At 69.2% G+C, this 20080-nt stretch carries 19 protein-coding genes and 1 pseudogene; 5 read left to right on the forward strand and 15 right to left on the reverse strand.

The features are described 5' to 3' along the window. Window positions 1-20: 20 nt before the first annotated feature. From ACX25U_RS12675 to glyA, 6 genes and pseudogenes are all read right to left on the reverse strand, one after another. Window positions 21-287: pseudogene (locus tag ACX25U_RS12675) on the reverse strand (serine dehydratase beta chain); the annotation flags it as partial. Beyond that, a complete protein-coding gene (locus ACX25U_RS12680; protein ID WP_454391604.1) occupies window positions 287-904 on the reverse strand; it encodes a sarcosine oxidase subunit gamma in 618 nt (205 codons plus the stop codon). The gene ACX25U_RS12680 and the pseudogene ACX25U_RS12675, both read right to left, overlap by 1 nt. Beyond that, entirely contained in the window at window positions 897-3806 is a 2910-nt protein-coding gene (locus ACX25U_RS12685; RefSeq protein ID WP_454391605.1) for a sarcosine oxidase subunit alpha family protein, read from the reverse strand. The genes ACX25U_RS12680 and ACX25U_RS12685 overlap by 8 nt, the downstream gene beginning before the upstream one ends. Continuing rightward, window positions 3803-4147 carry a sarcosine oxidase subunit delta gene (locus ACX25U_RS12690; protein WP_454391607.1) on the reverse strand — a complete coding sequence of 115 codons (345 nt, stop codon included), beginning with the start codon at window positions 4145-4147 and terminating at the stop codon, window positions 3803-3805. Before ACX25U_RS12690 ends, ACX25U_RS12685 begins: the two co-directional genes overlap by 4 nt. A gap of 12 nt (window positions 4148-4159) precedes the next feature. After that, on the reverse strand, window positions 4160-5380 hold the full coding sequence (locus tag ACX25U_RS12695; RefSeq protein ID WP_454391609.1) for a sarcosine oxidase subunit beta family protein: 1221 nt from the start codon (window positions 5378-5380) through the stop codon (window positions 4160-4162). Continuing rightward, complete coding sequence (gene glyA / locus ACX25U_RS12700) at window positions 5377-6753, reverse strand: serine hydroxymethyltransferase (RefSeq protein WP_454391611.1); 1377 nt, start codon at window positions 6751-6753, stop codon at window positions 5377-5379. The genes ACX25U_RS12695 and glyA overlap by 4 nt, the downstream gene beginning before the upstream one ends. Before the next feature lie 99 nt (window positions 6754-6852). Between glyA and ACX25U_RS12705 the strand changes: the two genes are divergently transcribed. Next, window positions 6853-7524 carry a GntR family transcriptional regulator gene (locus ACX25U_RS12705; protein WP_454391613.1) on the forward strand — a complete coding sequence of 224 codons (672 nt, stop codon included), beginning with the start codon at window positions 6853-6855 and terminating at the stop codon, window positions 7522-7524. 299 nt (window positions 7525-7823) lie between these two features. After that, complete coding sequence (locus ACX25U_RS12710; protein ID WP_454391615.1) at window positions 7824-9053, forward strand: aminopeptidase P family protein; 1230 nt, start codon at window positions 7824-7826, stop codon at window positions 9051-9053. Window positions 9054-9253: 200 nt separating this feature from the next. Here ACX25U_RS12710 and ACX25U_RS12715 read toward each other — a convergent pair whose 3' ends face one another. The 5 genes from ACX25U_RS12715 to ACX25U_RS12735 form a co-directional block, all read right to left on the reverse strand. Further along, entirely contained in the window at window positions 9254-10294 is a 1041-nt protein-coding gene (locus ACX25U_RS12715) for a hypothetical protein (RefSeq protein WP_454391617.1), read from the reverse strand. Between the two features lie 2 nt (window positions 10295-10296). Next, window positions 10297-11946, reverse strand: coding sequence for a hypothetical protein (locus ACX25U_RS12720; protein WP_454391619.1), 1650 nt, complete (start codon window positions 11944-11946; stop codon window positions 10297-10299). 22 nt (window positions 11947-11968) lie between these two features. After that, complete coding sequence (locus tag ACX25U_RS12725) at window positions 11969-12643, reverse strand: hypothetical protein (protein WP_454391621.1); 675 nt, start codon at window positions 12641-12643, stop codon at window positions 11969-11971. Window positions 12644-12667: 24 nt separating this feature from the next. Beyond that, window positions 12668-12934 (reverse strand): hypothetical protein, encoded by a 267-nt coding sequence (locus ACX25U_RS12730; RefSeq protein WP_454391623.1) that lies wholly within the window; start codon window positions 12932-12934, stop codon window positions 12668-12670. Between the two features lie 180 nt (window positions 12935-13114). Then, entirely contained in the window at window positions 13115-14560 is a 1446-nt protein-coding gene (locus tag ACX25U_RS12735; RefSeq protein ID WP_454383905.1) for an NF041680 family putative transposase, read from the reverse strand. Between the two features lie 269 nt (window positions 14561-14829). Here ACX25U_RS12735 and ACX25U_RS12740 point away from each other — a divergent pair, with 269 nt between their 5' ends. After that, entirely contained in the window at window positions 14830-16125 is a 1296-nt protein-coding gene (locus ACX25U_RS12740) for an ISAs1 family transposase (protein WP_454391625.1), read from the forward strand. Here ACX25U_RS12740 and ACX25U_RS12745 read toward each other — a convergent pair. The 3 genes from ACX25U_RS12745 to ACX25U_RS12755 all read right to left on the reverse strand — a co-directional run bounded on the left by ACX25U_RS12745 (window position 16118) and on the right by ACX25U_RS12755 (window position 17867). Continuing rightward, a complete protein-coding gene (locus ACX25U_RS12745; protein WP_454391627.1) occupies window positions 16118-16522 on the reverse strand; it encodes a hypothetical protein in 405 nt (134 codons plus the stop codon). The genes ACX25U_RS12740 and ACX25U_RS12745 overlap by 8 nt on opposite strands. A gap of 288 nt (window positions 16523-16810) precedes the next feature. Continuing rightward, window positions 16811-17032, reverse strand: a complete 222-nt coding sequence (locus tag ACX25U_RS12750; protein ID WP_454391628.1) for a DUF397 domain-containing protein — start codon at window positions 17030-17032, stop codon at window positions 16811-16813. Further along, window positions 17013-17867, reverse strand: a complete 855-nt coding sequence (locus tag ACX25U_RS12755) for a helix-turn-helix domain-containing protein (protein WP_454391630.1) — start codon at window positions 17865-17867, stop codon at window positions 17013-17015. The genes ACX25U_RS12750 and ACX25U_RS12755 overlap by 20 nt, the downstream gene beginning before the upstream one ends. Before the next feature lie 177 nt (window positions 17868-18044). Between ACX25U_RS12755 and ACX25U_RS12760 the strand changes: the two genes are divergently transcribed. Continuing rightward, on the forward strand, window positions 18045-18248 hold the full coding sequence (locus ACX25U_RS12760) for a hypothetical protein (RefSeq protein ID WP_454391632.1): 204 nt from the start codon (window positions 18045-18047) through the stop codon (window positions 18246-18248). After that, on the forward strand, window positions 18248-18661 hold the full coding sequence (locus ACX25U_RS12765) for an ATP-binding protein (RefSeq protein ID WP_454391634.1): 414 nt from the start codon (window positions 18248-18250) through the stop codon (window positions 18659-18661). The genes ACX25U_RS12760 and ACX25U_RS12765 overlap by 1 nt, the downstream gene beginning before the upstream one ends. A gap of 76 nt (window positions 18662-18737) precedes the next feature. Here the strand turns inward: ACX25U_RS12765 and ACX25U_RS12770 are convergent, their stop codons facing one another. Beyond that, window positions 18738-20078: an MFS transporter gene (locus tag ACX25U_RS12770; protein WP_454391636.1), complete on the reverse strand. Its 1341-nt coding sequence runs from the start codon at window positions 20076-20078 to the stop codon at window positions 18738-18740. Window positions 20079-20080: the final 2 nt, after the last annotated feature.

Genomic DNA, 20080 nt, shown 5'->3' on the forward strand with positions numbered 1-20080 from the left:
CGGGTGCCGTAGGCGCGGACCTGCGCGACCCGGTCGCCGGACCGGTCGGTGTCGACGGTGGCCGGGTCCTCGCCCTCCGGGCCGAGGACGACGGCCTTGTCGGAGCCGTGTCCCCGGCCGGTGGCGCCGAGCGAGCCGTACAGCTCCGCCACGCCGGCCACGTCGCCCGGCAGCCCGTCCCGCTCCAGCAGCCGGACGAAGCGCCGGGCCGCCCGCGTCGGCCCCACCGCGTGCGAGGAGGAGGGGCCGATGCCGACCGGGTGGAGGTCGAGGACGCTGAGGGCCATCAGGGCACCTCGGCGCCCCGGAACTCGCTCATCGCGTCGATGAGCCAGCGGGCCAGGTAGTCGGCGAACGAGGACCGCGGGAAGAGCCGGTACGTCGTCCCGTCGGTCTGCCAGAGCACCACCGGGACCGGTCCGACCTGCGTGGACACCGCCCGGCCCGGCCCGAAGGAGCGGGGGTGCAGGTCCAGGGCGCAGCCCTTCTGAAGGACCTGGCGGGCCGAGGGGCCGCTCAGCTCCAGCGTGGTCCGGTTCGCCGACACGTCGACGACCGAGCCCGGATCCCCGGCGAGCGCGTCCAGCAGCTCGGCGACGAGCGCCGGCCCGTCGCTCCGGGACAGGACGAGCCACTCGTCGGGCCCGAGCCACACCGCGGTGTGCGGGCCGGCCTGGGCGGCCTGGCCGCAGTGGTCCGGCAGCGGCGCGCCGAGCGCCGAGCCGATGCGGCCGGCCGCCTCGGAGGCGGGGTCGACACGCAGGCTCACCATGGTGACGAAGGGCCACTCGGTCAGCGACACACCGCGCTCGCCGGTGACGGTGGCGGAGCGCATCCGCTCCTGAAGGTGCGCGAGGGGGCTGCGGCGCAGCGCCGCCGGTCCCGCGTCGATCAGCTCAGCCATCTCGCTTGGTCCCTTCGGGGTCGTAGAGGACGGGGTCGGCCACCAGGACGGGCACCAGGTCGTCGCCGACCGGGGCGAGCAGGGTCTCGCCGATCCGGTTGCGTCCGTCGGCGACGAGCGCGAGGGCGAACGGCCTGCCGAGCGCCTGGCTGTGGTAGCTGGAGGTGACGTGGCCGAGCATCGGCACCGGCCCGGCCTGCGGGGTGACGGGGACGTCCGGCGCGACGATCTGGGAGCCCTCCGGCAGCCGGGTGCTGCGGTCGACGGGCAGCAGTCCGACCAGGTGCTTGCGGTCGGTGCGGGCGGTGTCGGCGCGGGCGTAGGAGCGCTTGCCGATGAAGTCCTTCTGCTTGGAGACCGCCCAGGCCATGCCCGCGTCGTGCGGGGTGACGGTCCCGTCGGTGTCCTGGCCGACGATGACGTAGCCCTTCTCGGCGCGCAGGACGTGCATGGTCTCGGTGCCGTAGGGGGTGATGCCGTACGGCCGGCCCGCCGCGTGCACCTGCTCCCAGACGGCGAGGCCGTACCAGGCGGAGACGTTGATCTCGTAGGCGAGTTCGCCGGAGAAGGAGATCCGGCAGATGCGGGCGGGGACGCCGGAGGCCAGGGTGGTCTCACGGAACGCCATGAAGGGGAACGCCTCGTTGGACAGGTCCAGGTCGGGGGCGAGCCCGGCGACGACCTCGCGTGACTTGGGGCCGACGACGGCGATCGTGGTCCACTGCTCGGTCACCGAGGTGCAGTGCACGTCGAGTTCGGGCCACTCGGTCTGCAGCCACTCCTCGAGCCAGTCCAGTACGCCGGCGGCGCCGCCGGTGGTGGTGGTCATGAAGTAGCGGTTCTCGTCGAGGCGCAGGGTCACGCCGTCGTCGAAGATCATGCCGTCGGGCTTGCACATCACGCCGTAGCGGGCGGAGCCGGGCTTGAGCTTCTTGAAGGCGTTGGTGTAGATCCGGTTGAGGAACTCGCCCGCGTCCGCGCCCCAGATCTCGATCTTGCCGAGGGTGGAGGCGTCCATGAAGGCGACGCCCTCGCGGGCCGCACGGCACTCGCGCGCCACAGCGGCGTCCATGTCCTCCCCCTCCTGGGGGTAGTACCACGGCCGCTTCCACTGCCCGACGTCCTCGAACTCCGCGCCGTGGGCGACGTGCCAGCTGTGGATCGAGGTGGTGCGCTCCGGGTCGAACAGGTCGCCGCGCTCACGTCCGGCGAGGGCGGCGAAGGCCACCGGGGTGTACGGCGCCCGGTAGGCGGTGGTGCCGATCTCGCCCGGGGAGGCGCCGTCGCCGAGGGCGGCGGCGATCACGCCGATCGCGTTGACGCCGGAGGTCTTGCCCTGGTCGTTGGCGGTGCCGAGCGAGGTGTAGCGCTTGACGTGCTCGACGCTGCGCATGCCGGCGCCGGTGGACCGCCATACGTCGGCGACGGTGACGTCGCGCTGGTGGTCGACGAAGTGGGTGTCCCAGCTGCCGGGACCCTCGTCGGAGCCGTTGGCGGGTGCGGGCACCAGCCACAGCGCGCGCACCGGGGCGCGGCCACCGGCGTCGCCGGCCGGCGCGGGCGGCACGGACACCGGGAACCCGGCGTCCGTGGCGGCCCGCGCACCGGCCCGGGCCCCTTCGGCGAGCGCGCCGTCGAGGTCGTACGTGCCCCGGGCCGCGCCGACGACGTGCTGGTCGCGCACCGTGCCGTCGGGGACGAAGGCGGCCAGGTCCTCGTCCCAGCGCAGCTTGCCCTGGCGCTGGCTGTGCAGGTGCACCACCGGGCTCCAGCCGCCCGAGACGGCGAGCAGGTCGCAGTCGAACGAGACGGGTTCGCCGGTGAGTTCGCCGCTGTCGTCGAGGGCCTGGACGGTGACGCCGGTGAGCCGGCGCTCGCCCGCGGTGTCGGTCACCGCGCTGCCGGTCAGCACCTTGACGCCGGTGGCCGCGGCGACCTCGGCCGCCCGCCGGGACAGCTCGGGGCGGGCGTCGACGACGGCGGCGATCCCGACGCCGGCCGCGTGCAGGTCGGCGACCGTGTCGTAGGCGCTGTCGTTGGTGGTGCTCACGACGGTGCGGGAGCCGGGCGCCACCGCGTGGCGGTTGACGTAGGAGCGGACGGCGGAGGCGAGCATCACGCCGGGGCGGTCGTTGCCCGCGAACACCAGCGGCCGCTCGTGGGCGCCGGTGGCCAGGACCACCTGGCGGGCCCGGATGTGCCACAGCCGCTGGCGCGAGACGCCCTCGGACGGGTCGGGGGCGTCGGCGCCGAGGTGGTCGGTGCGCCGCTGCAGGGCCAGGACGTAGTTGTCGTCGTAGGAGCCGAAGGCGGTGGTGCGGGGCAGGACGACGGCCTCGGGGGCCGCCCTGAGAGCCGCGCGGACTTCGGCGACCCACTCCAGGGCGGTCTGCTCGCCGACCGTCTCGGTGCGCCCGGACAGCAGCGTTCCGCCGGGCTCGGGCCGGTCGTCGACGAGGATGACCCGGGCGCCGGAGCCGGCCGCCGCGGCGGCGGCCGCGAGTCCGGCCGGGCCCGCTCCGACGATCAGGACGTCGGTGTGCACGTACTTCTTGTCGTAGACGGCCGGGTCCGGGTTCGGGTCGAGTTCGCCCATCCCGGACAGGGTCGTGGCGGACAGGCCGTCGTACAGCTCGACGGTCGTGGCGGGCAGCATGCTCTCGGAGCACGGACCGTCGAGCTGGAGCAGGGCGTTGGGCTCCTCGACGCCGGCGGAGACGATGCCGCGCGGGCGGCCCCGGTAGAGGGACGGTCCGACCTCGACGACACCGTTGGCCAGCAGGGCGGAGGCGACGGTGTCACCGGGGTGGCCGGTCAGCTCGCGGCCGTCGACGGTGAACCGCAGCACGGTGTCGCGGTCGACGCGGCCACCGTGCGGCAGGCGGAATTCCTGGTCGGTCATCGGTTCCCTCCGGCCGGATCGGCGGACTGGCGAAGGTCGCTGCGCGGGGAGAGTCCGGGGAGGCCGGGTATCTCGGGGCGGGGCTCGTCGAGCCGGTGGACGGCGAGCACTTCGTAGGTGACGGTGTCGCGTACGACGTTGAACCAGCGCCGGCAGCCCGTGGAGTGCACCCACCGCTCGGCGAAGGGGCCCTTGGGGTTGTCCCGGTAGAAGACGTACTCGGCCCACTGCTCGTCGGTGAGGTCCCCGGGGGCCTCGGGGAAGGGGATGTGGGCCTGGCCCCCGTAGTGGTACTCGGTCTCGTCCCGCGGACCGCACCAGGGGCAGTTCAGCAGCAGCACGGTGTCCTCCTCTCAGTGGGCCACGGCCGCGGCGCCGTGCTCGTCGATCAGGGCGCCCGTGGTGAAGCGGTCCAGGGCGAAGGGCTTGTTCAGGGGGTGCGGCTCGCCGGTGGCGATGGTGTGGGCGAAGGTCCAGCCGGCCGCCGGAGTGGCCTTGAAACCGCCGGTGCCCCAGCCGCAGTTGACGTAAAGGTTCTCCACCGGCGTGGTGCCGATGATCGGGGAGGCGTCCGGGGTGACGTCGACGATGCCGCCCCAGGTCCGCAGCACGTGGGCGCGGGCGAAGACGGGGAACAGCTCGACGGCGGCGGCCATCTGGTGCTCGATCACGTGGAACGAGCCGCGCTGGCCGTAGCCGTTGTACGCGTCGACGCCTGCGCCCATCACCAGCTCGCCCTTGTGCGCCTGCGAGACGTACACGTGCACGTGGTTGGACATGACCACGGTGGGGTGCACCGGCTGATGCAGTTCGGAGACCAGCGCCTGCAGCGGGTGCGACTGCACCGGCAGCCGGAACCCGGCCAGTTCGGCGAGGACGCTGCTGTGTCCGGCGGCCGCGAGACCGACCCGGCCGGCGAGGATGCGGCCCCGGCTGGTCTCGACGCCGACGACCCGGTCGCCGTCCTTGACGAAGCCGGTGACCTCGCAGCCCTGGATGAGGTCGACGCCCATCTCGTCGGCCCGGCGGGCGAGGGCCCAGGCGACGTGGTCGTGCTTGGCGATGCCGGCACGGGGCTGGTAGGTGCCGCCGAGGACCGGGTAGCGGGTGGTGGGCGAGACGTTGAGGATCGGGCAGATCTTGGCGACCTCCTCGGTGTCGAGCCATTCGGCGTCGACTCCGTTGAGGCGGTTGGCGTTGACGCGGCGCACGCCCTCGCGGACGTCCTGCAGGGTGTGCGCGAGGTTGAGGACGCCGCGCTGGCTGAACAGGAAGTCGTAGTCCAGCTCCTCGGGCAGCCCCTCCCACAGCTTCAGGGCGTGCTCGTAGATGGCGGCGCTCTCGTCCCACAGGTAGTTGGAGCGGATGATGGTGGTGTTGCGGGCCATGTTGCCGCCGGCCAGCCAGCCCTTCTCCAGGACGGCGACGTCGGTGATGCCGTGGACCTTGGCGAGGTAGTAGGCGGTGGCCAGGCCGTGGCCTCCGGCGCCGACGATGACGACGTCGTAGGAGGAGCGGGGTTCGGGGGTGCGCCAGAGCCAGTCGGGGTGCTCCGGGAGGGACGTGGCGGTCATCCGGCGGTTCCGTTCTGATCGGCGTGTGCGGTCGGGTCGGCGGTCTCGGCGGTCCGGTCGGCGGTCTCGGCGGTCCGGTCGGCGTAGAGCGGGAACTTCTCGGCGAGCGCGGTGACCCGGCCGCGCAGCAGGCCGGCGCTCTCGTCGGTGAGGTCCTCCTCCTTCAGGGCGCACGCGATGATGTCGGCGACCTCGCGGAACTCGTCGGCCCCGAAGCCCCGGGTGGCCAGGGCGGGGGTGCCGATCCGCAGGCCGGAGGAGACCATCGGCGGGCGGGGGTCGAACGGCACGGCGTTGCGGTTGACGGTGATGCCGATGCGGTGCAGCCGGTCCTCGCCCTGCTGACCGTTCAGCGCGGAGTCGCGCAGGTCGACCAGGACCAGGTGGACCTCGGTGCCGCCGGTGAGGACCGAGATCCCGGCCTCGGCGACGTCGTCGGCGAGCAGCCGTCCGGCGAGGATCCGGGCGCCGTCCAGGGTGCGCTGCTGGCGCTCCCTGAACTCCTCGCTCGCCGCGACCTTGAAGGCGACCGCCTTGGCGGCGATGACGTGCTCGAGCGGGCCGCCCTGCTGGCCGGGGAAGACCGCGGAGTTGATCTTCTTGGCGAGTCCGGCCCGGCTGAGGATCACACCGCCGCGGGGACCGCCGAGGGTCTTGTGGGTGGTGGTGGTCACGACGTCCGCGTACGGCACGGGGCTGGGGTGGAGGCCGGCCGCGACCAGTCCGGCGAAGTGTGCCATGTCGACCATGAGGTACGCGCCGACCTCGTCGGCGATGCGGCGGAAGGCGGCGAAGTCCAGCCGGCGGGGGTAGGCGGACCAGCCGGCGACGATCAGCTTCGGCCGGTGGGTGCGGGCCAGCTCCGCCACCTCGTCCATGTCGACGCGCAGGTCGGACTGGCGGACGTGGTAGGGCACCACCTTGTAGAGCTTGCCGGAGAAGTTGATGCGCATGCCGTGGGTGAGGTGACCGCCGTGCGCCAGGTCCAGGCCGAGGATCGTGTCGCCGGGGTCGAGGAGGGCGGACATCGCGGCGGCGTTGGCCTGGGCGCCGGAGTGCGGCTGGACGTTGGCAGCCTCCGCGCCGAACAGGTTCTTGACCCGGTCGATGGCCAACTGCTCGACGACGTCGACGTGTTCGCAGCCGCCGTAGTAGCGGCGGCCGGGGTAGCCCTCGGCGTACTTGTTCGTCAGCACCGAGCCCTGGGCCTGCATCACGGCCGTCGGCGCGAAGTTCTCCGACGCGATCATCTCGAGCGTGGACTGCTGGCGCCGGAGTTCCTCGGAGACGGCGGCGGCGATTTCGGGGTCCAGCGCGGCCAGGGGGAGGGAGAGGAGGCCGCTGTCCTCCGTCATCGGCGGATTCGCTGCCATGGTGGGCACCACCTTAATATGCGACTGCACCAGCACTGATATATCAGTACGTGCGGTAACGTAGGTCACACCACCGGAACGGGTCAAGGGGGCGGCGAAATGAATCAGGAACGGGCTTCGACGGTGGCCGGCGAGGAGACACTCACCCTCGCCGAGCGCGCGTACCGCGACATCCGCGACCGCCTGATCATGCTGGAGATCCCGCCCGGCGCCCCGGTGAACGAGGATCTGCTCGCCCAGAGCGTCGGCTTCGGGCGCACGCCCGTGCGCGAGGCCCTCAAGCGCCTGCAGCACGAGCGGCTGATCGTGGCCTACCCGCGGCGCGGGACCTTCGCCACCGAGGTCAACATCACCGACCTCGCCCACATCTCCGAGGTCCGGCGCCAGCTGGAGCCCATGGCGGCGGCCCGCGCGGCCGAGCGCGCCACCGCCGCCGACCGCGAGGCGCTGGGCGCGCTGCTGCGGCAATTGGAGGGCGAGGACACCGCGGGGCAGGACGCGGACGCCCTGATGCGTCTCGACCTGCGGGTGCACCGGGCCATCTACGCCGCGATCCACAACCCGTACTTCGAGGACACCCTCATCCGCTACGACAACCTGGCCACCCGCATCTGGTGCCTGTTCGTGGACCGGCTGCCGGGCATGGCGGGACACGTCGTCGAGCACGGGCCGCTGCTGCGAGCCATCGTCGACGGCGACCCCGACAAGGCGTCCGAGCTGGCGCGCAGCCATGTCGTGGGCTTCGAGCGGGCGATCCGCGACGCGATCTGAGCGGACCGGTCAGCCTCCTCCACCCTCCGGCCCCCTCCGCCCTCCGGCCCCCTCCGCCCTCCGCGGCCCAGCGAGCCGCCGACCTCGAGTCGGCGGCTCGTTGCTTTGTGCGCAACAGAGATGCGGATTCAGAAAAATCATGGGCAAGCATCTTGCTGGACCACAGAGCTCGACTTACTGTCGGCAACAGAGTTGCTGCACACGCAACCTCACGCTTGGGAACACGCGCCGCTCCACGAGAACCAGGCCACCCACCGGCCACCCTTCGCCCCACGTCACACCGAGGAAAAGGAGTAACCATGTCCGCTGCCGAGCTCGAGCGCCTGAAGCTGATCCGCAACGGCGAGAAGGAGCGGCTGACGTTCTCCGACGCCGAGATGGAGCGCCGGCTGTCGCTGCTCCGCAAGGCGATGGCCGAGGCCGGAGTCGACGTCACCCTGTTCACCTCGTACCACAACATCAAGTACTACTCCGACTTCCTCTACACCTCCTTCGGCCGCCCCTACGCGCTGATCGTCACCGCGGACGACCAGATCACCGTCTCCGCGAACATCGACGCCGGCATGCCGTGGCGGCGCACCTTCGGCGACAACGTCGTCTACACCGACTGGCACCGCGACAACTACATCCACGTCATCAAGGAGACGCTGAAGGGCCGGGGAGTCTCGCCCCGCCGCATCGGCGTCGAGCACGACAGCCTGCCGCTGGACACCCTGCGCAAGTTCGAAGCGGCCTTCCCCGACGCGGAGTTCGCCGACATCGCGCAGGCCGCCATGCGGCAGCGGATGGTCAAGTCGGACGAGGAGATCGCCCTGATCAAGGAGGGCGCGCGCGTCGGCGACCTGGGCGGCGAGGCCATCCGCGAGGCCATCCACGAGGGCGTCGCGGAGTACGAGGTGGCGCTCGCGGGCACCAACGCCATGGTCCACGAGATCGCCCGTGCCTACCCGCACACCGAGATCCGCGACACCTGGGTGTGGTTCCAGTCGGGCATCAACACCGACGGCGCCCACAACTGGCCGACCACGCGCAAGGTGCGGCGCGGCGACATCCTCAGCCTCAACTGCTTCCCGATGATCTCCGGCTACTACACGGCCCTGGAGCGGACCCTCTTCTACGGCGAGCCCGACGCCCGCTCGCTCCAGCTGTGGGAGATCAACGTCGAGGTCCACCGCCGCGGTCTGGAACTGATCAAGCCGGGCATCAGCTGCGCCGAGATCGCCCACACCCTCAACGAGATCTACATCGGCCACGGCCTGCTGCCGAACCGCACCTTCGGCTACGGCCACTCCTTCGGCGTGCTGTCCCACTACTACGGCCGTGAGGCCGGCCTCGAACTCCGCGAGGACATCGACACCGTGCTCGAACCGAACATGGTGGTCTCCATGGAGCCGATGATCATGGTGCCCGAGGGCGAGCCGGGTGCCGGCGGCTACCGCGAGCACGACATCCTGGTCGTCACCGAGAACGGCGCGGAGAACATCACCAAGTTCCCCTTCGGCCCGGAGCACAACATCCTGGGCGTCTGACCGGGAAACCGCCGTCACACGGGTGCCGCACCGGCCACTTGGGCCGGTGCGGCACCGTGCACGGACCCGAACGGCGACGAGACGGGCGCGGAGGAGAACCGGCGATGCGGACAGCGGAGAAGTCGGGACGGACACGCGACACCGATTTCAATTCCTCACCAGGGAACTTTGACTTCAACAGCTCTGTTGCGACTCCCGAATCAGGATCGACTCATTCCGGCAGGCACTGAACATCCATGGCGTTCCGCTGACTGTTTCGCAAAAACCTTCAGGGCTTGCAATTCCGACTCGGGCTGGGGTTTCACCAGCCCGTTGCCGCTGTCCAACGGTTCGACGCTGTAGAGGGCGATGGACGTGCCACAGGTCGCGGTCGTCCAATACAGCCCGTCCGATCCGCCTGACTTTCCGAGGAGTTCCTTGCCTCGGGTTGTCTCCAGCCGTGCGCTCTTCACGAACGGCCCGTAGTACGCAGACACCCGGAACTGCCGCTCGGACGTATCGGTTGCCAGGATGCAGTCCTCAATCGGCGCCGACCCGTCTGCCGCGGCTTCAAAGGTGGCGCTGCCGACTCCCTTGCACGTGCCGGTCGCAGCGCCCGACTTCTTGAGGGTCTTGACCGAGCCGGCGGGAACTTGCTCCACGCGGCTGCCCAGTTCCGCGTCGCACCCCCACCTCTTGGCTGCGTTGGCCAGTGTCTGCGTGGTGACGCGTGCCAGTCGCGCTTCCTGTTCCGGCGCGGTGAACGGACCCCCGGTTGCATTACGTTGGGCGGAAACACTCACCAGGATCATGCCATCCTGCTGTTTCTGACACGAAAGCCACGCGGCGGCGTGCGCACTCTCATCGCCGCTGTTGAGGACACCGGCCCAGCCGCTCCCCATAGGGGTGACCATCTTCTGGCCCTGATGAGTGTCGGCTCGATCCAGTCGTGACAGAAGGCGCACGTCATCCGCATCGCGCTGAATACGGACGTTCAGGGAGGCCTTACCCGCACCCGGATCGCTCAGTTCACAGCGGGCCTTGTTGCCGTCCCCCTCGGCTCGCAACCGGTCGGCGCCCAGCATCTCCCTGGCTTCCGAGTAGTCCAGCAGGCCCTGGCAAGCGGAGGTGAGGGAGCGATCGTCCTGCCAAGAGTCCCAAGCTCCGGTGGCGTACAGGGTCCCGGCGCCGACAGCCGTGAGCAGGAAAGCCGCAGAGACAGCAACAGCCGTCTTGAGGCCGCGCGATGATTCATTTGCCATGTTCAGTTCCTGCCGAGTGTGGCGAATGCGGCCGTGCGAGAGGTGATGTAGGACTGGGATGCCTCGTCTCTCATATTGATGACGATGGCGTCGTTCTTGTAGTCGAGGCCCCGGGTGGCAGCCCACTGATTGATGAGATCGTGAGTTCCCTGACTCTTCGCAGCCAAATCAGCCGATGTTTCTTTCTTGGCGAACTGATCCGCCTCGGCCTTCACGTCCTTCGACCACTCGTAAGTGGCAGCGTCGAGTACTCGCTGAGCCGCGTCACCGACACCGGGAATGATTGTGATGGGGGCGCCGCCGGCATGGTATACGTACTTAGCCATGTCGTCGGCCCATTCCTTCTTCGCGTCCTGGTCGTCGAGGATGACGTCCGAACCGATAGCGTTGAAGGTACCGATCCCCTTCCCGGCGTCGCGAGCACGGATGTCCCAGTTCTCCGTGCCTCGCCCAGGAGAGTCGGGTGCGGATGCGAGGGCTTCGGCCGCCTGCGCACGCTCGGCCTCGTACAGCATCGCGAAGTTCCCTCCCGAGTCGGATGCTCCGCGCAAGACTCTCGTCAGGGTCTCCTTCGAGACGTTGATGTGCCCACCATCCTTGTCGGAGCGGACGTCTCCCCCTCCGTTGTAGTCGTAATGCGCATCCTCGGTAAGAATGTTGTGCGTGTCCGGCGCATAGGTGCTGATGGAACGAGCAAGCGAGCCCTGGAGATTCGCATCAATACTGTCGCCCTTGGCACCACGGTCGAGCAGAGAGATGGTGTCCTGCATGATGCGGGCCTGTTCCACGGTATGGGTTCCGTCCACTTTGTTGTCACTGCCTGGGACTCTGCCTGTGGTGGCCGCCTCGATGGCAGCGCCGAGGCCCCGCCTGGCATCGGACTCGTCCACCGTGCCCGTGTCGACCTCGGTGTTACCACCCGCGCCCCGCCAGCTCGTGGTCTTGACAAAGTCCGAGTCCCGGTCGAGCAAGTAGCGCAGCCGGTCGTTGGCCCGATGCTCCGCGTCACCCCCGTCCATACCGGGATCGAGATAGCCGGTGGCGGCTTCGGGATCACGGCTCATGACTTTGAGCACGCCATCGACGGGGTCGTTGGCGAACCAGCCGTCGTGGTCCTTGCCACTGAAGTCGCCGTAGAGGTTCCAGATACCCGGGTGATCCTTCTCCATGGAGATCATGTCGTCGGTGACATCGGCGACAAACTGCGGCGAGTAGCCATAGCCCTGCTGCATCAGTGTGGCCAGGCTCTGATAGCCGCGTACTTGCTGGTCGTGGCCCTTGGCGATGACATTGACCTTTTCGCCTGCGACCTTGAGATCATATGGGTCGTCACCGTGCTCCCGCAGTGCTTCGCGCCACTTGGTGTAGAACCGCGCGTCGTCAGTTCTCACCCAGTTGTTGAACGCGTCGTAGTACTCCCGGGATCCGAAGCGCAGGTGCTTGCCGTCCACGCCCTTGAAGTCGGGGACGCGTGTTGCGGTAGCCAGGGAGTCGGACAAGCCGCTGTTGATCTGCAGGTATGCGCTCTTGTGTTTGGTGTCGTCAAAGTACGCCAGGTCGCCGATTTTATTCGCCAGTTTGAGGGTCTTGTCCGGGCCAAGGGAGTCGAGCATGGTCTGGCTGAAGACCTGGTTGCCGGAGTTGTCGCGCATGAGGCGCTGCCACTCCTTCAGGTCATCGCCCCCCCAGCTTGTCGCCGGCCAGGATCTGGTCCGCGTACCGCTTGGCCTCGCGGGCCTCGTAGATCTCGATGTCGCCGACCGCGGAGCCGTTGAAGGTGTGTTCCTGCCCCAGGACATGGTCAAACGCGCGCTCGAACCAACTCTTGATGCCGGCCGCCTCGTGGAGCGCGAGTTTGACGCCCTGGTCGGCGTCGTCGACCGCCCGCACGGCGTCCTTGATCTTCTTCGTCCAAGCAGCCTCGGCGCTCTTCGCCTGCGACACGTACTTGGGATAGTCCTCGTCGTGCCGCATCGGAGTGAGTTTGCTGAAGTCGTAGACCGCTTCACCCTTGCTGTTGACGAACATCTCGTCCTTTTTCGCCTGCTCGACCAGGTCCTTGACGCGGCCGATCAGTTCGGAGAACTGCTGATGTGCATCCCGCAGAAGCGAGGCGATGGCGCGGGCCTCCGTCTGCGCGTGCGCCAACTGCTGACGCGTGGCCGACAACTGCTCCTCCGCGGCGCCGACACTGACACCGCGCCAGATGCCGTCCTTCGCAACGGACTCCACTTTGCCCTTGTAGAGCGTCTCCAGCTCCTCGAAGCCGTCGGCCATGGCGTCCCAGTCGGCGGCCGCCATGGTCAGCACACCGATTCTTACGGTGACCACATCCTGATAGCTGAGCATGTTCGCTCCCCGCCCCCCCGTTTCCTATGCCCCATGCCGGGGATCGGGCCCGGCGTCAATCTGCGCTATCCGGCTCCGGATGCCGTAGTCGACGTACTGGAAGTCGCGTTGAGACCCTTGCAGCGACTCCTGGTCCTTGGCCAGGCGCCCTTGGAGGCTCTTGACCTGCAACTCCCACTCCGCATGTGCATCCTTGAGGCCGGAGCCGGTGTCCCAGCCCGAGAACTCCCGGACCGCCGCGGACGAGGACTCGTCAGCATGGCTGCCCACCTTGTCCGTGCCACGTCGCACGTCTTCCAGGGCCTTGACCGCGGCCTTCTGCCCAGTCTTTTGGTCCTGAAATCGGGTTCGCCACCACCACCGCCTCCGCTCGCAGCGGCAGCATTGTTCAACCGCATCTGGTCCTGCCGACGAGCCAGCGCCTCGGCCTTCAACTGCTCCCACTCGTCCCACGCCATCTCAGCTTGACGTTTAACCTCGCTGGGCTTGGTGTTCCTTGATCGATTCGGCGCGTTTGACGGTCTTGCCGACGTCGTGGCGCCTGGCCCGTTGCTTGTTCTTCGAGCCCGGAGGCCGTCCAGGGCCTGGTCGGGACGGTTTCGGCGCGCTTGCCGGGCGGGCTGCTGTCGCGCGGACGTTGCGAAACCCCCGGCGGACCCGGGCGGGGGTGAGACGGCGGGGTTCCGCGGGCCGTTCCCAGGGCCGGCGGAGGTCCTCGGCGAGGGGCCGGGCGAGGCGGAGCTGGGTGTGTGCGGCGATGATCAGCCAGGTCCACAGGTCGGCCGTGTCGGGATTCCTGACCTTCGGGGCGGTCCAGCCCAGGGTCTGTTTCATCAGCCGGAAGGTGTGCTCCAGGTCGAAGCGGCGGAGGAACGACTGCCACCAGCGGTCCACATCCGCCGGTGCGGCGGCGGTGGCCGAGCACCACAGCCAGACCGGTTTCGGGTCGCGGTCACCGGGCAGGTGCTCGACTTTCAGGCGGATCAGCGTGCCGTGCAGGACGGGGAGTTCTTCCTTGGCGTGGTTCAGCCAGGGTCCGCGGTGGGTGAGCCGGGGGTGCATCCGGTCCCAGGCCGTCGCGGTGGCCGTGCCGTAGCGGGTGGTGTCCGTGGCGGTCGTGACGTCGGGCTCGTGCCAGCTGTCGGGCTTCTTGAACGTGAGGACGCCGCCATGCCGACGGGGACGCCCGCCTCGGGGACCCGACCGGGCGGGGCCGGGGTCGCGGAGCATGACGCGGTCCGAGCGCAGGCGCCCGACCAGCACGACGGGCAGGTCGGCGAGAGCGTGGGTCAGGTAGGCGACGTCGTAGCCGGAGTCCATCACGATCAGGATGTCCGGATCGCCCGGTCTCCAGTGGCCTGCGCTCGTCAACCGCTCGACGACATCGCGGAGTTGGGCGGCAGTGACGGTGGTCGCGTCATCGGCCGGGCCCAGGCGGACCGCGTCCAGCAACGCGACCCAGGAGGTGCGGCCGGACTCCAGGGCCGCGACGAAGGAGTAGGGCCAGCCGGGCACCAGCTGGTCCGAGCTGCGGTCGCCGCGTCCGTAGACATGGCAGAACAGCCGCTCGCCGCTGGTGGGAGCGTCGGGCCGCAGCCAGTGCGACACGTCCACCGCGAGCACGATCCGTCCGTCGGCTGCTTTCGGCAGCGGCAGGCCCGCCAGCGTGCGGCGCAACCGTGTCGGCTCCAGCCAGCCACGGTCCAGGGCGGCGTACAGCGCGCCATGTCCCCGCCGGTGCTCGGCCGCCAAGGAGAGCTCGACCAGGGTTTTCACCGGCCCGTCCGCGCACAGCACCGCGTCGGTGAGCTCGAAGAGCGCATCCGCGCGGCTGTACAGGCACTCGTAGAACTCGACCCGAAAGCGGGACAACAGGCCCAACGCCTCGCACGTGGGCGGATCGACGGGCAGACTCATGGGCAGCGGCCGTTCTCTCGCACTTCGTTACTCGACATCTCGAAGCGTGGCGAACGGCCGCCCTGCACATGCCCGGATCTCGCTGATCTCAGCAGGTCGAGTGACCAGCGACGTTAAACCTCAAGCTCAGGGCCTCCCCCAGGGCCCCGGCGTTTGCCCGGCTCGTCCGAACTTGGGCCGGTTGATGTCGGCGGCGGGCCCCGGGAGCAGGCGAACACGGCCCCTATGGATCATGGAGTTCTCTACGCTTCAAGATCCACGAAGGTGCCGTGTTCGTCCCATCATCATCCCCCATCACCGTTCCCGCTTGCCCCGCGCCTCGCCTGGAAGCCCTGCGCGAGGGTGTCGCACGGGATCAAGTCCGTAGCCTGGTCGCGGAGTTCGAGTCGCTCACCGATCCACGCGGAGCCAGCGGGGTGCGCTACCGGCTCTCCTCTCTGCTGGCCCTGGTGGTCTGCGCGATGACACCCGCGGGCCACGACTCGATCACCGCGGCAGCGGAGTGGTGCCGGCGTGCGGCCCCCGAGGAACTGGCCGCCTTCGGCCTGCCCTACCACCCGCTCCTGGGCCGCTACCGGGTGCCGAGCGAGAAGACCCTGCGCGGCGTGCTGGGACGCCTCGATCCGGCCGAGCTCAGCGCGGCCGGGTTCGCCTACCTGAAGTCCCTGCTCCCCGACGAGCCCGCAACTCCCGCACCGCTGATGCCCGACGGCGGCCAAGAACGCGAACAGCGCCGGGCTCACCAGGCTGCCACCCAGACCGATCCGGTGCGCCGCAGGCGCCGGGCGATCGCAGTGGACGGCAAGTGCCTGCGCGGCGCAAGACGCCGTGACGGCAGCCGGGTTTTCGTACTCTCCGCGGTCCGCCACAACGACGGCATCACCCTCGCCTCGCGTGAGATCGGCGCGAAGACGAACGAAATCCCCGAGTTCCAGCCCCTGCTCGACCAGATCGACGATGCCGACCTCGCCGGGGCGGTCATCACCGCCGATGCCCTCCACGCCCAGCACGCCCACGCCGCCTACCTGCGCGAACGCGGCGCCCACTACCTCCTCACGATCAAGAACAACCAGCGCGGTCAGGCGCGCCAACTCCACCGGCTGCCCTGGAAAGAGGTCCCCGTGATCCACCGTGACGACGCCCGCGGCCACGGCCGCCGCGAGCAGCGCCTGGTGCAGGTCGTCACCGTGGACGGCCTGCTCTTCCTGCACGCCCGCCAGGTCCTGCGCATCCAGCGCAGACGCCGCCTGTACGGGGCGAAGAAGTGGTCCAGGGAGACCGTCTACGCCATCACCGACCTGTCTGCCGAGCAGGCCGATGCGGCCGAGATCGCCGCCTGGGCCCGCGGGCACTGGACCGTGGAGAACACCGTCCACTGGGTGCGTGATGTCGTCTTCGGCGAGGACAAGTCCCAGGTCAGGACCCGCAATACGCCCGCCGTGCTCGCCGCCGTCCGCGACCTGATCCGCGGCGCGCTCAAGCTCGCCGGGTACGTCAACACCGCCGCCGGACGCCGAGCCCACACCGAACGCCACCGCGTCCTCGCCCTCTACGGCATCACATGATCAACCAGACATCCGAGGCAAACGCCGGGGCCCTGGGGCCTCCCCCCGTAGTTCCTGTCTTCATGCGGCCAAGCGACCTGATCGGGCCCCGAAGGCGCAGTCGCCTGCGAGAAACCCGCAGCGGCAACACGCCGACGTCGTCGAAGGTGCCCAGCCGCCCGGACGGCAGGGCACCCTCCGCGATCCTGCGCGGTGCGGCTTTCGACTCCTCCAGTTGAGTCAGGAGGTCGTCCACCCGCTTCTTGAAAGTCGTCAGCGTCTCACCTTCGACGCGCAGCACCTGGGCCATAGCGGCACCGACACCCGCGAACGGTCCGATGCCTGACGCTGCCAGTACGCCGGCAGCCGCCCCCAGTACAGCGGCGGTTGCCTGCGGATCTTCCCCGCCGTCAGCCATCACGCTCTCCCCGTACAGCCGGCTTCTCAGCAAGCACCCTAGGTTACTTCCCGGTAACGTCTCTGGCATCCTCATCCGCAACAGAAACAACTCCGGCGCGATAACTGTGGCCTTGAGCCTTCACGGGATTTGACGCTGCCGCGGAGCAGCACAGCCGACCAGAAGGCGATCCTGACAGTGCAGGTGCTGCAGGTGCGGCACGCGGGGCCGAGCGAGTGGACTTCGACGCGAAGGTGGCCCCGATGCCGCCACGGGCAGTCAGGGCCACTTCCGGGTTCGGAGCCGGCCCTACGAAGTCCGCTGGGCGGGATCGCCCTTCAGGGCTGTGACGAACGACGCCCAGGTGGGGGCCGTGACCGTAAGGAACGGGCCGCGGGGGAGCTTGGAGTCGCGGACGGGGACGATGCCCATGAGGCCGTCGGCGACCTCGACGCAATCCCCGCCGTCGCCGTTGCTGTAACTGCTTTTACGCCAGATAGCGCTACTCAAGTCAATCCCGTTGCTTGCCATTTCGGTAATCCTCAGCCGCTTCCTCGATCAGGGCGAGGGACGCCTCCGGTGGCAGTGCGGCGGCCCTGAGCCGATCGTATGCCTTGCGGTACTGCTTCACGAGGGCCGGATCGTCGATGGTGTCCCCGCTGTACTGCGCCTCTGTGTAGACCAGGGGTGGGGCGTCGGGGAAGGTCATGATCTTTGCCGTTCCGAGCATCAGGGGGTGCGGCCCGCCGTTCCACGGAAGGATCTGTGGAACGATTCGGCGGCGCCCGGCCAGCGCCGCGATCCGCTCCACCTGTTCGGCCGCCTGCTCCAACGGAAGGATCGGCTGGCGCAGCAGCGACTCGGGAAGGACCGCCCAGTACTCCGGCGTCCTGTGGTTGTCTTCGAAGAGACGGGACCGCGCCATGCGGGCGGCGACCTTCTCCTCCACCTCGTCGTCCGGCGCCAGCGGATGGGCCGACCGCACCACCGCCCGTGCGTACGCCTCCGTCTGCAGCAGGCCCGGAAACAGGGTCGGGCACCACTCCTCGATGGTCTCCGCGTGCTTCTCCGCCTCCAGCACCCGCTCGAAGTAACGCGCGTGACCTCGCCGCTTTGCCTTCCGCACGTCCTCGCAGCGGCGCTTGAAGAAGCCATCCGTGCCCAGCACCTGGTCCACGTGCTGGGCCAGCTCCGCCGGCATCCGGCGCTCGCCCCGTTCGATCTCACTGAGGTGGCTGGGACCGTAAAAGCTGCCCTCGACCAACTGCGAGAGCGTCAGCCCGGCCTCCTCCCGTTTCCACCGCAACTCGCTGCCGTAGAAGGTCGGGACGCCTGTTGAGCCGTCGATGTCCTTGCGCTGCCCCATCGTTCACCGCCCTTGGTGCCGTTACCGTCCGCTGCCCGGCGTTTCCCGCGCCTGTACCAACCGCACGGCACATACGCGCACTTCAAGGCCGGGAGCCCGAACCTCTTTCACGGTACGCACCATGACGCCAGTCTGTGAGCAGTTCGTCACAGAGCGCACTGGAAGGTGTGACCCCCCATGCACGACCACTCCGACGTACAGGACTGCGCCGAGGAGTTGCGGGCCGTTCTCGCCGCCCACGGCATCACGCTGCCGTCCCTCGGCATCGACCTGCCGACCTTCGCCGCCCGTTGCCCGACCCGGCCCCTCATCGCGTTGGGCAACTGCAACCTGCACACCGCCCGCGCCCTGATCGCCGCCCTGCGCAAGGGGATTGCGTGATGCGGCCGCCCCTGACGCTGGAGTTGCTCGCCACCCCGAAGGAGGTGCGCGAGGTCCGCCGGGAACTACGCGCATACCTGGGCGGACCCTGCGCCGACCTCCAGCTCTGCGCGAGCGAACTCCTCACCAACGTCATCCGCCACCTCGGTGAGGGCGTCCCTGTGACCGTCCGTGTGTCCTGCACCCAGGACCGTACGCGCCTCGAGGTCACCGACCCGAACCCGCGCGCACTTCCCGTCCTGCGCCCGGCGGCCGAAGAGGACTCCGAGACCGGCCGCGGCCTCGCCCTTCTCGACGCGCTGACCCTGCGGTGGGGCGTGGAGCAGGGCCCCGACAACAAGACGGTGTGGTGCGAGACCCAGTCCATTCACGAGAGTTCACGCGAGGTGGCCGTCGGCGTGGTCGCGGACTGATCGCTGCCGCACAGCCACGTGAACGAACCGGCCGTGCACGAGTTCGTGACACAGCCGGTTCGTCAGGCGCGGAGGCTCAGTTCGTCGCCAGGGTCACCGCCGGGCGGTCCTGCTCGGCGGTCGGCGTACCGTCCGATCCGAATCGGCGCAGGCGGAGGGTGCACCAGATGCCGATCGCGGAGATGGCCATCAGGAGGGCGGCGGCCGGCCAGTAGTGGCCGCCGGCCAGGGCGCTGAGGGAGACCGCCGCGAGCGGCGCGAAGCCACCGAAGATCATGTTGCAGACCTGGTAGGACAGCGAGATCCCGGTGTACCGCACGCGGGGCTCGAAGCCCTCGGCGAGGATCGTGGCGATCGGCCCGTACAGCGCGGACATCACGAACCGCATCGCCATCATCGCGGCGTAGATGAGGACGACGCTGCCCGTCTCCATCGCCATGAACTGCGGTATGGAGAGCACGATCACGCCCGCCAGGCCGAAGACGACCACCTTGTGCGCGCCGATCCGGTCGCCGATCCAGGACAGGCCGGGGGTGACGACGAGTTCCACGAAGGCCGCCAGGGACAGGCCGTTGAGCAGCATGGACTCCGACAGCTTCAGCTCGCCCGTGCCGTAGGAGAGGAGGAAGCTGGTCACCACGTAGTAGCCGCCGGTCGCGGTGGCCAGGGCGAAGACGCCGGTCAGCACGGTCCGCCAGGAGGACTGGAACACCTCGACGACCGGCAGCTTGTCCTCTTCGGTGCGCTGGGCCTTGATCTCGTCCATGACCGGGGCCTCCTCCAGCTTGAGGCGCACCACGAGACCGACGGCGACGAGGACCGCCGAAGCGAGGAACGGCACGCGCCATCCCCAGCTGTGGAAGGCCTCGGTGCCCCACAGGTTCATGAGGGAGAACGCACCGGTGGACAGCAGCGCGCCGACGGAGGAGCCGAGCTGGGCGAACGAGCCGAAGAACGTGGCCCTGCCCTTGGGGGCGTTCTCGACGGCGACCAGGACGGCGCCGCCCCACTCGCCGCCGATCGCGATGCCCTGGATCAGCCGCAGCACGATCAGCAGGATGGGGGCGAGGACACCGACCTGGGCGTAGGTCGGCAGGAGACCGATGGCGAAGGACGCGACGCCCATCATCATCAGCGTGATGACGAGGGTCTTCTTGCGGCCGACCCGGTCGCCGATGTGACCGAAGACGATGCCGCCGAGCGGTCGCAGCACGAAGCCGACGGCGAAGGTGCCGAAGGCGGAGAGCGTCCGCAGGAACGGTGACATGTCCTCCGGGAAGAACACGTCGTTGAAGACGATCGCCGCGGCGGTGGCGAACGCGTAGAAGTCGTACCACTCGATGGAGGTGCCGACGAGCGCCGCAACCGCGGCTCTCTTGGGGTTCTGTGCCGGTCTGGATGGGGACGGCTGGGACATGG

It is taken from the genome of Streptomyces sp. JNUCC 63 (assembly GCF_054366325.1).